Genomic DNA, 14,633 nt, shown 5'->3' on the forward strand with positions numbered 1-14,633 from the left:
TTAATCAGAAGATTAAGCTCATTAAACGCAGGGCTTATGGCTTAACTAACTTTAATAATTTTAGAAGAAGGGTTTTACTAAATTGGTATTTCTGTTGTTAATTTAACATATCTAGTCTGGGAGAGCCGAAATTTCTCCTAAAAACCAAGAGTCCATCGCATCTCTGTTAGAAATAATAGAGAATACTAAAAACGAATTTCTTCAGCGTACAGCAGCTTTTTATTTATGGCAATTAGAGCCAGTTAATCCAAAGGCAATTAGCATATTATCCCAGCTAATCCAAACTACTCAAGATGAATCAGTGCGTTATTATGCAGCAGATAGTCTAGTAAAAATTGCTCCAGGTAATCCTCTGGCGATCGCTACTTTATACCAAATACTAGAAAGCGATCCAATAGGATATAGACGTTTGTACGTAGCTAAAATACTGCTAAAAACTGATGAGTATCGCTACAAAGCCATTCAGACTGTACTTGAGTTAGCGAACTCACCAAATAAGTATCCGTTTTCTGATGAGATCGCAGCTTTCTTACAAGCACTCGATCCAAATGACTCTCTAACAATTGAGACCTATATTCATCTCATCAATACCACTAAAAATACATCAATTCTGATGGATGTAGTTTGGAATGTAGAAAAGCTCGATCCCGACAACAAATTAGTCAAAGAAAAACTGAATGAACTTATCTTTTCACTGCTTCGGCTTATTCAAACATTGCAAGAAGATAATGATAACAATAATTTCAGCATTCAGCCTACAACTAATCTATCTTATGAATCCTATCTGTTAGATATAGCTGACAGTTTCATAAAAATCCTGCCAGTTAAACATTTGCCACAAGTCCTCACATCATTAAAAGACTATTTGAATCAAAAATTCTACAAAAATAGTTCTTATCGCTATGAGGCTGTGTTGAAAATTATCTGGCATTGTGCCGAAAATATAAATTATCCAGAGTTTTATCAACTTTGGCACAGCTAATAAATTAAAAAGCTACGCAGAGAAATATTTTAATTCTCTCTGCGTAACTTTGCGTTAAACAACAATCTCCCCACTCATTCGCTGTTCCAACAAATCCAATAACCCATCTACATCTTTACCAAATTGGGCAAAACATTCAGGCGGTGTTGGTTCTGGTGCAAATTGAATTAACTTAACTTCTCCCTTGCCAATACCAATCATCAAAACTTCCAACTCTGGCTGATGATGGGCAATAATTCCGATAATTTCTTGCAGCCGATTTTCCACATTCTCATTTAATTTTTCTACCGCTTCTTGGGGACAATAAACAAAATGCGGAGTCGGCTGTAAATCGATGCCGATAGTACCCTGGCTATCCCCATTTTCTAACCATAATGCCCAAGATAACGCCGCCAATTCTTGTTGATTTGCCTTCACAAATCTGTCTAACTGACTACGCCACTTACTATCACCTGTTTCCGGCTGGGTACTACCAAACATCATAGTTAATTGCGCCTTTGCGCCTTTGCGCGAAACTTATCTCAAACCACTCTGCACACGCCACAAACTCGCGTAAACTCCATTTCTCTCCAACAACTCCTCATGGGTTCCCGACTCGACTAATTGTCCATATTCCATGACATAAATACAGTCGGCATTACGAATTGTGGAAAGACGATGAGCGATCGCAATTGTGGTTCTATCTACTGTAATCTTTTCTAGCGATCGCTGGATAGCGGCTTCGGTTTCATTATCTACAGCTGATGTCGCCTCATCTAAAATCAAAATTGGCGGATTCTTTAACACTGCACGAGCGATCGCAATTCTTTGGCGTTGTCCACCAGATAGCTTTTGTCCTCGTTCCCCGACAATTGTCTCATAACCTTGGGGCAGATGTTGAATAAATTCATGGGCTTCTGCCACCTTCGCCGCTTGGATGATTTCTTCGGTAGTTGCATCAAACGTGCCGTAAGCAATATTCTCCGCTACCGTACCGTGAAACAGAAACACATCTTGGCTGACTAAGCCAATACAACGGCGTAAATCACGCAAACCTAAGTCTTGAATATCAATTCCATCTACCGTAATACTGCCGTTTTGCACCTCATAAAACCGCAGTAACAGCTTCACCAGAGTACTTTTACCAGAACCCGTCGAACCAACAATGGCGATGGTTTTCCCAGCCGGAATTGGCAAAGATAAATCAGTAATTACCGATAATCTATCTTTATAGGCAAAAGTCACATTTTTAAACTGCACTTCGCCACGCACTTTCTCCACAGGTAAGGCTACATTTCCGGGATGAATTGCAATTGGTGTATCCAATAAATTCATCACACGGTTAGTTGAAGCCATCGCCCGTTGATATTGGTCAAAGGTATCACCTAACCTAGTTAAAGGCCACAACAACCGTTGAATTAAAAACACCAACACGCTGTAAGTGCCAACAGTCATTTGTCCCGCAACCGCAGCCATTCCACCATATAATAGTAATGCGGTAAAACCAACTAAAATCAACATCCGAATGAGGGGAACAAATGCAGCCGAGAGTTTAATTGCTTTCGAGTTACTTTTTTTGTAAGCTTCACTGTCTTGGGCTAAACGATAGCTTTCATAATCTTCGGCGGTGAAACTTTTAATAGTAGTAATCCCACTTAAATTATTTACTAGTCGCCCATTTAAATAACCTACCTTTTCGCGCACATCAGCGTAACGTGGTGCAAGCAAGCGTTGAAAAGCAAAGGAACCCCAAAGAATAAAGGGCATCGGCGACATCGCCATCCACGCTACACTAGGAGCCAAGATAAAGAAAGCTCCACCAATAATGATTACTGTCGTGGCTACCTGGATAATGTCATTGGCTCCCACATCCAAAAAACGCTCTAGTTGGTTGATATCATCACTAAGGATGGACATCAAACCACCAGTACTGCGTTCTTCAAAATAAGCTAATTCCAAATCTTGTAGATGGTTATAAGCATCCAGTCTCAGGTTATGCTGAATATTTTGCGCCAAATTGCGCCAAAGTTTGGCGTAAGCGTACTCAAAAACTGACTCTAGTATCCAGATGACAACCGTGAGTAGGGAAATAATTAAAAATTGTCCAAAGACATCTTTGACACCCAACTGGGCAATGATAGAATCCTGCTGTTTGACTACTACATCCACTGCTACGCCAATTAACCCCGGTGGTGCTAAATCAAAAAGTTTGTTCAAGATAGAACAACCAATTGCCAACCAGATTTGTTTACGATACTGGTGTCCGTAGTCAAGCAGGCGGTGGAGGGGATGCACTGAATGTCTACGCTGGTTTAATATCTGACGAGAATTAAATGCTATGGCCACAGTCGTTTAAAATTGTGTGCATTTGATAATAACACGGAGAGGAAGTATCTGACTTTTGTAGAATTTAGCCAGCCTCAACAGGCAAATAAAGTCTCACAATCACATAGGAGTTGCGGGAAAATCCAAAAGGAGATACAACCTTGAGAAATCAACAATTTGGCAATTGGCAAACGACAATTTTAGGAATTTTGTTAGGAATACTGGTGATTATTGGGCTGAATGCCTTTATCATTATCAATCCAGGGCAAGCCGGCGTGATTAGTATTTTGGGTAAAGCTAGAGATGGTGCTTTATTGGAGGGAATTCATTTGAAACCGCCCTTGATTTCCGTGATCGATGTGTATGATTTAACAGTACAGAAATTTGAAGTGCCAGCCGAAAGTTCGACCAAAGATTTGCAAAATTTATCGGCACGATTCGCTATTAACTTTCGTCTTGATCCTTCACAAGTAGTAGAAGTGAGAAGAAAACAAGGAAGTTTAGAAAATATCGTATCAAAAATCATTGCTCCCCAAACCCAAGAAGCATTTAAAATTGCAGCAGCTAAAAGAACAGTAGAAGAGGCTATTACTAAACGCAGTGAACTAAAAGAAGACTTTGATAATGCGTTAGGCGATCGCTTAGACAAATACGGAATAATTGTGCTAGATACTAGTGTAGTTGACTTAACTTTCTCCCCTGAATTTGCCAGAGCCGTAGAAGAGAAACAAATTGCCGAACAACGCGCCCAAAGAGCCGTTTATATAGCAAGAGAAGCGGAACAAGAAGCCCAGGCAGAAATTAATCGCGCTAAAGGTAAAGCCGAAGCACAAAGACTTTTAGCCGAAACTCTCAAAGCTCAAGGTGGGCAGTTAGTTTTGCAAAAAGAAGCAATTGAAGCATGGAAAACAGGTGGCGCACAAATGCCTAAAGTTTTGGTTATGGGTGATAAATCCCAAAGTAGTGTACCCTTTATTTTCAACCTGGGGAATGTTCCTAATCAACAATAATTTAGCTAAATTAACCAAGTACATTCGACAGTGCCAATTTTAGATTACAGATTTTAGATTTTTTGCTTCATACCAGGAAACCTACCTAGCCAATTTGTTTCCTCTTGTAGGCAGAATCATATCAAAATCCCAAATCTAAAGTTAATCGGCTGTGTTCACCTCGCACAAAAAGGCAAATTCTCGAAAACCATGATTAAATCTATGCCAAACTCCAACCAACTTCCTCTGACTGTTGCTGACGCTAGAAAATTCCTCAATAAATTCAACTGTTTAGATATTGCACCAGTCCTGGATAATGCGGAAAAAGCCTTGGTGCGTCAGTCGTTAATCTTAATCACCAAACTTTCTGACTATCAAATATTAGGCATTTGTGCTGACACAGCCACCGAAGCCCTACTCGCAATGAAAACTTACTCGGAGGCTTTAGGTTATGAAGTACCTACAGATTTACCCGCAACCGAAGGGCCAGTTTATATCAAATTAAACGGCAAAAATGGTCTGTGCTATCTTGATTCCTACCCTGGACATCATCGTGGTGTATTAGTATCTTGCCAATCTTATGACGAAAGAGGAATCAACGAAATGTATGGACATCTACCCCTCGATTTATTTGCCTAAAATTTGGGAGAATGTAGGTAAGGTAAGAACCTTGCCTACTGACTGGCGATCGCAAATAGCAAATCTATATTATGAGTATTATTACGCTCCAATCTGTTAAAAAAGATTTTGGTATCAAAGAAATATTAAAAGACGCTAACTTTAGCATTGATGCTAATGATAAAGTTGGTTTAATTGGTACTAATGGTTCTGGTAAATCAACACTATTAAAAATGATTGCCGGACTAGAAACAGTTGATAGTGGGCAAATTATCACCAACTCCGGCGCAAAAATTATCTACTTACCCCAACAACCAGATTTAGATGAAAATCGTACAGTTTTAGAGCAAGTTTTTGCTGATAGTGGCGAACAAATGACACTGGTACGCCAGTATGAAGAACTATCAGATAAACTCGCTCATTATCCCGAAGATAGTCAGTTAATGTCGCGCCTATCTAGCGTTATGCAAAGGATGGACGCAATAGGTGCATGGGAATTAGAAACTAACGCTAAAATCATTCTTACCAAATTAGGAATTGCCGATTTTGATGCACCCATAGCCACCTTATCGGGAGGATATCGTAAGCGCATTGCCTTAGCAACAGCCCTGCTTGCAGAACCAGATGTTTTGCTGATGGATGAACCGACAAACCATTTAGATGCACTGTCTGTAGAATGGTTACAAAGTTATTTAAATCGCTTTCGCGGCGCATTGCTATTAATTACACACGATCGCTACTTTTTAGATAAAGTCACCAATCGCATCATCGAAATCGATAGAGGCGACATCTACACCTACACAGGCAACTATTCATACTACCTCGAAAAGAAAGCCCTAGCCGAAGAATCAGCCGCCAGCACTCAACGCAAACATCAAGGAGTATTGCGGCGAGAATTAGAATGGTTAAAGCGTGGCCCCAAAGCTAGAAGTACCAAACAAAAAGCCAGAATTCAGCGCATCCAAGCTATGCGCGAAACCGAATTTAAACAAGGTTTAGGCAAAGTAGATATTTCCACAGTCAGCCGCCGCATCGGTAAAAAAGTTATTGACATCCAGAATATTTCTAAAGCTTATAACGATAGAACTCTGATTAAAGATTTTACTTACGAATTCAGCCCCGAAGACCGCATTGGCATTATTGGCGGTAACGGCGCAGGTAAGTCTACTTTAATGAATATGATTACCGGAAGTGTACAGCCAGATTCTGGTAATGTAGAGATTGGTTCGACAATTCACATTGGTTATTTTGACCAACATTCTGAAGAATTACTCACAGCTTTGAATGAAAATCAGCGCGTGATTGACTATATCAAAGAAGAAGGCGAATTTGTGCAAATTGCCGACGGCACAAAAATTACTGCATCCCAAATGTTAGAAAGGTTTCTCTTTCCCGGAAACCAACAGTATGCACCAATTCATAAACTTTCTGGTGGCGAAAAACGCCGTTTATTTTTGCTGCGCGTTTTGATTAGTGCGCCCAATGTTTTAATTTTAGACGAACCTACCAACGATTTAGATGTGCAGACATTGGCAGTTTTAGAAGACTACCTAGAAGATTTTTCTGGGTGTGTAATTGCAGTTTCTCACGATCGCTACTTTTTAGACCGCACTGTAGACACTATCTTTGCCTTAGAAGAAGGCGGCAATATCCGGCAATATCCTGGAAATTATTCCGTCTATCTCGACTATAAAAAAGCCGAAGAAACAGCACAACAAGAAGCGGCTAAAAATCAAGAAAAACCCAAAAACTCTGAAGTTCAAACCTCAATTTCTACGAAAAATAACGACACCAAAAAACGCCGCCGATTATCAAATTGGGAAAGGCGGGAATTTGAACAATTAGAAGCTAAAATTTCTCAACTAGAAGCCGAAAAATCCGAAGCCGAAACCGCAATGAATCAAGTTGTACCAGGGAATTACAGCCAAGTCCAGAAACTTTATGAACAAGTAGAAAACCTCAAACAAGCAATTGATATAGCCACCGAACGCTGGCTAGAATTAGCCGAAATCGAATCTTAAAATTAATGAAGCTTTCTTGAAGTTTTTCTGATTTGTCTTGGTAGAGTCTGTCAGCCCTTGCCCTTTGGTGAGGGCATTTCTATGATTAGATTATGATTCCGCCATGAAAATATTTTAAGCTTCATCTAGTAAAGTTTAAAATATTGTGTCTCTCATGATAGTTACTGGAATTGCTTCGATACAGTCGAATCAAAATGAATATTTCCCTATATGTTTGGTGACAGTTTAGCTTATCTTGCCGTTACGCTGGCTCAATACTATGTTAAGTTCTCCAATTATTCTGTCTTTGATTGTCACCTTGATTAGTCTTGGTGCTGGAATAATGGGACTATCCATTCTCAAGACGCAAAAAATTCTCAAATTTTTCAAGACAGAATCAGATCAACTCAATTGGCGAATTATGTTTTCGCTGATGGTTTTTTTTCTAGGTGGTTATTTATTATGTATTTATTTAACAATTACTAAGCTGTTTGACTGGATACCATTGCTAACTGGTATGGTTTTCTTTTTTGGCTCATTATTCGTTTTTTTTAGTGTGACTACTTACCATCAAACACTACAACGATTGTTTTTAGTACAAGAACAATACCGTACAGCCAAAGATAATGCGGAATCAGCCTTATCTCAATTAACAGAAACACAGCAATCTCAAATGCAATTAATTCAACGCGAAACTATGTTGGCGTTAGGAAAAATGGTGGCTGGAGTTGCCCATGAAATTAATAATCCCATCAGTTTTATTTATGGTAATTTACAATATCTTCGTCAATATACTAATGACTTACTAAATCTTTTAGAGACCTATGGGGCTGTATATCCAAATCCAGATACTAAAATTGTTAAAGTACTTACTAACATCGACCTCAAGTTTATCCATCTTGATTTGCCAAAACTCTTAGAATCAATGGAGTCTGGCACAACTAGAATTAGTGATATTGTCGAATCGCTCTCTAGCTTTTCGCGTTTGAATGAATCGGACTATAAAAAAGCTGATATTCATCAAGGTATTGATAGTACACTTGTAATTTTACAGCACAGGCTTAACCGTTGTGCAAGTAACAGTAGACCTATCTCAGTAATTAAAGATTACGGCACAATACCCCAGATTTATTGTAATCCTCGTCTTTTAAATCAAGTCTTTCTTAATTTAATTAATAATGCTATTGATGCTTTAATTGAAAAAGAAACTATTCCTGATTGTAATCTCAATGAGACACAAACTATTTGGATTCGGACATTTCAATCCCAGGAAAATCAAGTTACTATCTCAATTACTGATAATGGTTGTGGCATGAATGAAAAAATTTGCCAAAGCATTTTTAAACCTTTTTTTACTACTAAACCTGTTGGTCGAGGTACAGGTTTAGGGTTATCTATTTGCCATCAAATTATTGTAGAGCAACATGGTGGCTCGATTAAATGTGTTTCTCTGATTAACCAAGGCACTACAATTGATATAATACTGCCTATAAAAAGATAGTTGTCAAATATTGATATCAGATATAATGACTAATTTACAAACTCAGGAATTACGGAAAAGTGCAATTCAATTTTTAGAACAAAATCCGCAACAACGGCTACAAACTCTCAAATTATTGGGAATAGGTCGTTATGAGTTTTTGAATAAAATTCAACTGAATGAAGCAAATATCCTTTGTATAATGCGATTTCTACAAAATCCACAGCAGCTAAAGTTTCCTAATTTAGTTGGTGCTGATTTATCTAATTTGATATTAGATGAGGTAAATTTTATCAGAGGAAATTTAACTAATGCTAATCTACAAGGTAGTAGTTTAGTTAATGCTGATCTCCTGTTTGCTAATTTTACTAAAGCTGACTTACGCAATGCTGACTTAACAGGTGCAACACTCAATGAAACTATTTGGGCAGAGGCTTTAGTAACAGGATGTCAGTTTGGTGAAGGTAGTGGTTTAACTCAGTTACAGTATGAATATTTAAAGTTGCAAGGAGCTAAATTTACTCATTTAAATAATGTTGACTAAATTAATATGAATCATGGTTAAAGCATTAGGGTATGTTGAAAATTTAACCAAACTAACAGTCATATAAAAATTATTTTAAATTACACAACAAAACGGGATATTTTATAAATATTAATGTGCATTATTTTTATTAGAGTAATTCAGTAAACTTCTAGCAGATAATATAAATAAAATATGCACAATAGATAGGATAGAAAATTCTATGCCTTTTAAAAAGCTCAGTAGTAAAATATTGCCATTAATAAATTTTAAAAAAGAGAGTTTACCATAAAATACCATTGAAATAAAATAAAAAAAATAGGCAAGGCCAGGTAAAAGAGAAGTGTTGTGTCTTCTCAAGGCTTGCATAATTGCGAATAGCAGCATACAAACATCTATACAGAGACCTATAATCCATAAATACTCTAACTGCTTCCAAGCCTTTGAGTTGAGAGCGTCAAGAAAAAAAGATAATTGTATGCAAGATGATAGACATACTATCGAAGTGGCTATCAAATGAATTTTGATGATAAATAGTATATCTTTTAGAGTTAAACCATTTTTCATACTTTGTATATAAGTGAGTAAATAAATTATTGATATATGTCTCTAAACTAGTTGTGTTAATCCAGTTGAGTTTGTTACGGCTTCAGACTAACACACCGGAGAATAGAAAATATCCAGATTATGTGTTGCGTTGTCTGACAACCCATTTTACTTACTCATTTAGATAAGTATAATTAAAATCCAAAAAATTATAAGATGATGATACTGAAAATTTTCTGGATGAATTGATGAGTAATTCTATTAAGTTGCCCAAAAAACTGATGCTATTGGGTTCAGGCGAACTTGGCAAGGAATTTGTGATTGCAGCTCAACGTCTGGGTAATTATGTAATTGCCGTTGACCGCTATGCTAATGCGCCAGCGATGCAGGTTGCTGATTGTGCGGAAGTAATTTCCATGCTGAGTGCTGATGATTTAGAAGCAGTAGTGACAAAGCATCAGCCAGATTTGATAATACCAGAAATTGAAGCAATTAGAACCGAAAAGCTTTTAGAATTTGAACAACGTGGAATTACAGTAATTCCGACGGCGGCGGCGACTAACTACACAATGAACCGCGACAGAATTCGGGAATTGGCACACAAAGAATTAGGCATTAGAACGGCTAAATATGGTTATGCTGTTACTTTAAAAGAATTAGTTGCAATTTCTGATGAACTTGGCTTTCCCAATGTAGTTAAACCTGTGATGTCATCTTCTGGAAAAGGTCAATCTGTAGTTGCTAATAAAGATGAAGTAGAAAAGGCTTGGAATTATGCGATCGCAAATTCCAGAGGTGATAGTCAAAAAGTCATTGTTGAGGAATTTATTAACTTTGAAATTGAGATTACATTGCTGACTATTAAACAATGGAATGCCCCAACAATTTTCTGTTCACCTATCGGTCATCGTCAAGAAAGAGGCGATTATCAAGAGTCTTGGCAACCAGCAGGCATATCTGAAGATAAAATCTTACAATCTCAAGAAATAGCGAAAAAAGTCACCGACGCTTTAGGAGGAGCCGGAATTTTTGGTGTGGAATTTTTCATCACTAAAGATGAAGTAATTTTCTCGGAACTTTCACCCCGACCCCATGACACGGGGATGGTGACATTAATTTCCCAAAATCTGAACGAGTTTGAATTACATTTAAGGGCTGTTTTAGGCTTACCAATTCCTCATATCGAACAGCTTGGCCCTTCAGCAAGTGCTGTCATTTTAGCCTCCGAAAAATCAGATTCAATTTCTTTTGCTGGTGTGGCTGAAGCTTTAGCCGAAAAAGACGTTGATGTTAGATTATTTGGTAAACCAACGGCTCATCCTTATCGACGTATGGGTGTGGCTTTAGCTAAAGCTGAGAATGTTGAACAAGCGCGAGAAAAAGCTACAGTAGCCGCTAATAAAGTCCAAATAATTTCGGGTTGAAGAATGCAGAATTTAGAATACCTCAAAGATGGGGTATTCTCACTCTTTTTGAGATCACATCACCGCTAATTAACTATGGACTATTTACCAATTCCTAAATCGACAGCGATACGATGGGCGCAAGCAAACCCAGAAAAGGCTACCGCATTTAACCCCTGACCAGGAAAGGTACTATCACCCACACAATAAAGTCCTGGAATAGCTGTGCGGTTAAACGGCATCCCTAACAAGCCCCACAATTTCCGTCGGGGAATTGGCCCATAAGTCCCATCTTCACGCCCCAAAAAACGGCGATGGCTGCGAGGTGTCCCAACTGATAGATAATCTAACCCTGCATCTAACCCCGGAAAAATCTGTTCTAATCTGTCAATAATTCGCCAAGCCGCCGCTTCTTTCTTCGCTTCATACCTATTTGCCGATAAACCTAGCCAACCATCAATCCAGTGAGGTGTAAAGGCATGAATGATATGATGTCCCGGCGGTGCTAAATCTGGGTCAAGTAATGTAGGAATAGAAACAAAAATCGTGCCTTCTGCGGCTGTCATTTTCGCCCAATCTTCTAACAAAATATGATGGCATTCTGTGTGTTTAGGTAAAACTGAGCTTTTAACACCTATATGTAAACTCAAAAAGCTCGGCGATTTTTCATAGCGTTGTTGCCAGAGTTTCTCATTATTAGGTATTTTCTCCACAGGAATTAATTTACCAAATGTATCCCAACGTGTAGCATTAGAAACTATGCGCTTACCTCGATAAATTTGACCGTTGGCTAGTTCTACACCGACAGCACATCCGTTTTCTAGGATAATTTTTTTTACCCTCGCTTGATACTTAATTTGACCACCAAGTTTTTCAAGTCCTTCTACTAGTTTTTGAGCAATTATGCTTACTCCGCCTTTAGGGTAATTAACACCGCCATAATGTCTATCAGAGAAGACCATCCCGGCATTAATCATTGGTGTCATACTTGCTGGCACTACTGACCAGCAATAACATTCCATGTCAATGAATTTTAATAATAAGGGGTCTTTAATATAACGCCGTGCGATATCTCCAACATTTTTTGGTAAATATTTTAGTAACCCAAAACACGCCAAAGGATGCTGTAAGAACATCCGCATCAGATACCGAGGTTCTTCTAGTGACAACAAATCCATACGGTTCAGGCAATTAAAAACTTTCCAGCATTCGTTATAAAAGCGACGAATACCTCTTGCTTCTTGCGGAAAGTAAGCAGTAAGATTTTGCAAAAAGTTGTCATAAACCCGATCAACTTTAATGTCTAATCCATCGGGTAAATGATAATGAATTTGTACCGGATCGGGTATTGTTTCGATTTGCATATTGACTGCATCTAAGGCGCGAGTTAGTAAATTAGTTGTGCCGTTTTTTCCCAGTCCAAAAATCATGGATGCGCCAACATCAAAGTGATAACCATGCTGTTCAAAATAGCCAGCACTACCACCGGGAATCAAATAACGCTCTAGCACCAAAACTTTTGCGCCTTTGTCTGCTAGTTGAGTTGCTGTTACTAAGCCACCCATTCCAGAACCAATGATAATTGCGTCAAACACAAAATTGTTATTTGTCATTGGTTATTTGTCCTTTGTCATTGGTTATTTGTATTACTCAATACAAACTACAAAATAGCCTAATTTCTGTTCCGGAAGTTTAGTCTTTTTACTTAAATATCTGCACTGGGTTGTGTTTCTACGCCTGAAAACCCAATTCATAACCAATGACCAAAAAACAAAAAAGAGGGACAAGCCTGCGATCGCTGGCTAATCCCGTCTGCCGATCCTTAAAGAGAGGAGAACACTGATTTACAATATAACTTTGATTGAGAATATCTGTCAACTACTAATGCAAAAGATTTTCAATAATTTTGAGGCGTTGATTTTGGCTGTCAGCTATACGCAGGAAAGAGTATGATGAGGTTTCAGTTCTTATAAAATCAAAAGTGGCAATTTCCAGCTATGACGGTACAGCTGCGTGTTTACGTTCCACCCCATCCTTTAATTAAGCACTGGTTGGCAGTTGCCCGTGATGCTGCTACACCTTCAGTATTATTTCGCAGTGCCATCACGGAGTTAGGCAGATGGCTAACTTATGAAGCGGCGCGAGAGTGGCTACCAACTCTAGAGACGACGGTGCAGACTCCTTTGGAGGCTTGTCCCGCAACTTTTATTAATCCAGAAGTGCCTGTGGCAGTGGTGCCGATTCTGCGGGCAGGGTTAGGATTATTAGAAGGGGCGCAAACGTTGTTACCGTTGGCTTCGATTTATCATTTGGGTTTAGTGCGTGATGAAGAAACCCTGGAGGCTCGGTGTTATCTGAATAAATTGCCGGAAAAATTTGATCCGCAAACCAGGGTGTTAATTACAGACCCGATGTTAGCTACTGGCGGGTCGATTATGCGGGCGATGGCAGAATTAACTCAACGGGGAATTGACCCGGAGTTGACGCGAATTGTCAGTGTAGTTGCGGCTCCGCCAGCATTGCAGAAACTGAGTGCGGCATATCCGGGTTTAATCGTTTACACTGCAACTATTGATGAAACAGTGAACGATCGCGGTTTTATTGTACCGGGATTAGGCGATGCAGGCGATCGCATTTTTGGTACTTAAGTTACTATGCAGCTAGGAAAGGAAAATCGCTTAACACAAGATCAAGATTGTAAGGTTGCTTCAAGGCGGGTAAAGTTATGAGTCAGCGAGATGGTTTTGCTAGTGGTTTTTTCGCAGGGGCGCTGTTTGGCGGCTTAGTTGGTGGTGTTTTGGGCGCTGTCATCACTTCTCGGCTGGATTTAGAACCAACAGAAGAAGAAACCGAACTCAGTAATGGTGTGGTAGAGCCGAAAAAAAATTCAGCCAAACGACGGATGAGAGCTTCAGACAATGGAAATCTGGAAATGGAATCAGCTAGGCGATCGCTAGAAGATAAAATTGCTCAGTTAAATGCCACAATTGACGAAGTAAGGCAACAATTGGGTAATGTTAATGGTAGTGCTAGTCAAACAGCAGGCGATCGTTCTTCAATACAAGATTAGTTATCCGTAAATGGCTTTCTGCAACTGAGTTTCCACCTTCAGACTAATCAACAACGGCGGTAAACGTTAGTCGTGGTCAAAATAGATACTGATTCGCAGACAGCATGACAACGACTAAACTAAAATCAACTATAAGACCGCTTGTGAAACTTAGCAGGAAACCCCAAAATCCATGTTTTTACTGATTAGCACCCTCAATACCTTCATACAGCTTTATACGGCTCTACTATTTATTAGAGTTTTATTGACTTGGTTCCCCACCATCAATTGGTATAACCAGCCTTTCTCTGCTTTAAGCCAAATTACTGACCCATATCTCAATGTCTTCCGTTCCATTATCCCCCCCTTGGGCGGCATTGATCTTTCTCCAATGTTGGCGATTTTATTGCTGCAAATAGTAGGACAAGTAGTAGGTAGTCTGGTAGGTGGTTTGCAGGTTTTTGCCTAACTATCCACTGGATGTTATTGAAAGTCTGGGTTAATCAACCCAGACTGTTTATTAAAAGCTATGCTCACTCAGCACTCACACTTCGACTTCGCTCAGTGTACAACACTCAGCATTTAGCACTCAGCACTCAGCATTTAGCACTTAGAGGCTATTTATAAAGTAAATCTAAAGGCGAGTAGGAGGGGATGACGGCAAGAATTAAAATACCTGATATGCAGTGTATTTACGTAATTGCTTATGGCACGAAAGTCTTATCCCACAGACTTAAAT

General features: G+C 39.0%; 15 protein-coding genes. 11 read left to right on the forward strand and 4 right to left on the reverse strand.

Annotated features, from left to right (window positions below):
- Positions 1-11 precede the first annotated feature (11 nt).
- Both H6G75_RS31365 and H6G75_RS31370 read left to right on the forward strand, forming a co-directional pair.
- A complete protein-coding gene (locus H6G75_RS31365; protein ID WP_397331879.1) occupies positions 12-101 on the forward strand; it encodes a hypothetical protein in 90 nt (29 codons plus the stop codon).
- Between the two features lie 62 nt (positions 102-163).
- Positions 164-982, forward strand: coding sequence for a HEAT repeat domain-containing protein (locus H6G75_RS31370; protein WP_199338098.1), 819 nt, complete (start codon positions 164-166; stop codon positions 980-982).
- Between the two features lie 54 nt (positions 983-1,036).
- On the opposite strand, the gene H6G75_RS31375 is transcribed toward H6G75_RS31370, so the two are convergent.
- Both H6G75_RS31375 and H6G75_RS31380 read right to left on the reverse strand, forming a co-directional pair.
- A complete protein-coding gene (locus H6G75_RS31375; RefSeq protein WP_190983783.1) occupies positions 1,037-1,465 on the reverse strand; it encodes a hypothetical protein in 429 nt (142 codons plus the stop codon).
- A gap of 33 nt (positions 1,466-1,498) precedes the next feature.
- On the reverse strand, positions 1,499-3,307 hold the full coding sequence (locus H6G75_RS31380) for an ABC transporter transmembrane domain-containing protein (RefSeq protein ID WP_190983784.1): 1,809 nt from the start codon (positions 3,305-3,307) through the stop codon (positions 1,499-1,501).
- A 140-nt stretch (positions 3,308-3,447) separates the two neighbouring features.
- Between H6G75_RS31380 and H6G75_RS31385 the strand changes: the two genes are divergently transcribed.
- The 5 genes from H6G75_RS31385 (at position 3,448) to H6G75_RS31405 (ending at position 8,917) form a co-directional block, all read left to right on the forward strand.
- Positions 3,448-4,296: a prohibitin family protein gene (locus H6G75_RS31385; RefSeq protein WP_190983785.1), complete on the forward strand. Its 849-nt coding sequence runs from the start codon at positions 3,448-3,450 to the stop codon at positions 4,294-4,296.
- A 201-nt stretch (positions 4,297-4,497) separates the two neighbouring features.
- Positions 4,498-4,914 carry a DUF1824 family protein gene (locus H6G75_RS31390; RefSeq protein ID WP_242051714.1) on the forward strand — a complete coding sequence of 139 codons (417 nt, stop codon included), beginning with the start codon at positions 4,498-4,500 and terminating at the stop codon, positions 4,912-4,914.
- Between the two features lie 71 nt (positions 4,915-4,985).
- Positions 4,986-6,914 (forward strand): ABC-F family ATP-binding cassette domain-containing protein, encoded by a 1,929-nt coding sequence (locus H6G75_RS31395; RefSeq protein WP_190983787.1) that lies wholly within the window; start codon positions 4,986-4,988, stop codon positions 6,912-6,914.
- A 259-nt stretch (positions 6,915-7,173) separates the two neighbouring features.
- Complete coding sequence (locus tag H6G75_RS31400; protein WP_190983788.1) at positions 7,174-8,394, forward strand: sensor histidine kinase; 1,221 nt, start codon at positions 7,174-7,176, stop codon at positions 8,392-8,394.
- A gap of 25 nt (positions 8,395-8,419) precedes the next feature.
- Entirely contained in the window at positions 8,420-8,917 is a 498-nt protein-coding gene (locus H6G75_RS31405; RefSeq protein ID WP_190983789.1) for a pentapeptide repeat-containing protein, read from the forward strand.
- A gap of 111 nt (positions 8,918-9,028) precedes the next feature.
- Here H6G75_RS31405 and H6G75_RS31410 read toward each other — a convergent pair whose 3' ends face one another.
- The gene (locus H6G75_RS31410) at positions 9,029-9,463 is read right to left on the reverse strand and encodes a hypothetical protein (protein ID WP_190983790.1); all 435 of its coding nucleotides are present in this window, start codon (positions 9,461-9,463) and stop codon (positions 9,029-9,031) included.
- 227 nt (positions 9,464-9,690) lie between these two features.
- Between H6G75_RS31410 and purT the strand changes: the two genes are divergently transcribed.
- Positions 9,691-10,866, forward strand: a complete 1,176-nt coding sequence (purT, locus tag H6G75_RS31415) for a formate-dependent phosphoribosylglycinamide formyltransferase (RefSeq protein WP_190983791.1) — start codon at positions 9,691-9,693, stop codon at positions 10,864-10,866.
- An 80-nt stretch (positions 10,867-10,946) separates the two neighbouring features.
- Here the strand turns inward: purT and crtH are convergent, their stop codons facing one another.
- Complete coding sequence (crtH, locus tag H6G75_RS31420) at positions 10,947-12,458, reverse strand: carotenoid isomerase (RefSeq protein WP_190983792.1); 1,512 nt, start codon at positions 12,456-12,458, stop codon at positions 10,947-10,949.
- Between the two features lie 384 nt (positions 12,459-12,842).
- On the opposite strand from crtH, the gene upp reads away from it, so the two are divergent.
- The 3 genes from upp to H6G75_RS31435 all read left to right on the forward strand — a co-directional run bounded on the left by upp (position 12,843) and on the right by H6G75_RS31435 (position 14,363).
- Positions 12,843-13,493, forward strand: a complete 651-nt coding sequence (gene upp, locus H6G75_RS31425) for a uracil phosphoribosyltransferase (protein ID WP_190983793.1) — start codon at positions 12,843-12,845, stop codon at positions 13,491-13,493.
- 77 nt (positions 13,494-13,570) lie between these two features.
- Complete coding sequence (locus H6G75_RS31430; RefSeq protein ID WP_190983794.1) at positions 13,571-13,915, forward strand: hypothetical protein; 345 nt, start codon at positions 13,571-13,573, stop codon at positions 13,913-13,915.
- A gap of 172 nt (positions 13,916-14,087) precedes the next feature.
- Positions 14,088-14,363 (forward strand): YggT family protein, encoded by a 276-nt coding sequence (locus H6G75_RS31435; RefSeq protein ID WP_062287113.1) that lies wholly within the window; start codon positions 14,088-14,090, stop codon positions 14,361-14,363.
- The last annotated feature ends 270 nt before the right edge of the window (positions 14,364-14,633 follow it).

The sequence above is a fragment of the Nostoc sp. FACHB-280 genome (assembly GCF_014697615.1).
Classification (GTDB): domain Bacteria; phylum Cyanobacteriota; class Cyanobacteriia; order Cyanobacteriales; family Nostocaceae; genus Nostoc_B.

Coding starts and splice junctions, on each gene's coding strand:
- H6G75_RS31430 (WP_190983794.1), top strand. CDS start 13,571: ATGAGTCAGCGAGATGGTTTTGCTAGTGGTTTTTTCGCAGGGGCGCTG.
- H6G75_RS31375 (WP_190983783.1), bottom strand. CDS start 1,465: ATGATGTTTGGTAGTACCCAGCCGGAAACAGGTGATAGTAAGTGGCGT.
- purT (WP_190983791.1), top strand. CDS start 9,691: ATGAGTAATTCTATTAAGTTGCCCAAAAAACTGATGCTATTGGGTTCA.
- H6G75_RS31435 (WP_062287113.1), top strand. CDS start 14,088: ATGTTTTTACTGATTAGCACCCTCAATACCTTCATACAGCTTTATACG.
- upp (WP_190983793.1), top strand. CDS start 12,843: ATGACGGTACAGCTGCGTGTTTACGTTCCACCCCATCCTTTAATTAAG.
- H6G75_RS31400 (WP_190983788.1), top strand. CDS start 7,174: ATGTTAAGTTCTCCAATTATTCTGTCTTTGATTGTCACCTTGATTAGT.
- H6G75_RS31405 (WP_190983789.1), top strand. CDS start 8,420: ATGACTAATTTACAAACTCAGGAATTACGGAAAAGTGCAATTCAATTT.
- crtH (WP_190983792.1), bottom strand. CDS start 12,458: ATGACAAATAACAATTTTGTGTTTGACGCAATTATCATTGGTTCTGGA.
- H6G75_RS31395 (WP_190983787.1), top strand. CDS start 4,986: ATGAGTATTATTACGCTCCAATCTGTTAAAAAAGATTTTGGTATCAAA.
- H6G75_RS31410 (WP_190983790.1), bottom strand. CDS start 9,463: ATGAAAAATGGTTTAACTCTAAAAGATATACTATTTATCATCAAAATT.
- H6G75_RS31390 (WP_242051714.1), top strand. CDS start 4,498: ATGCCAAACTCCAACCAACTTCCTCTGACTGTTGCTGACGCTAGAAAA.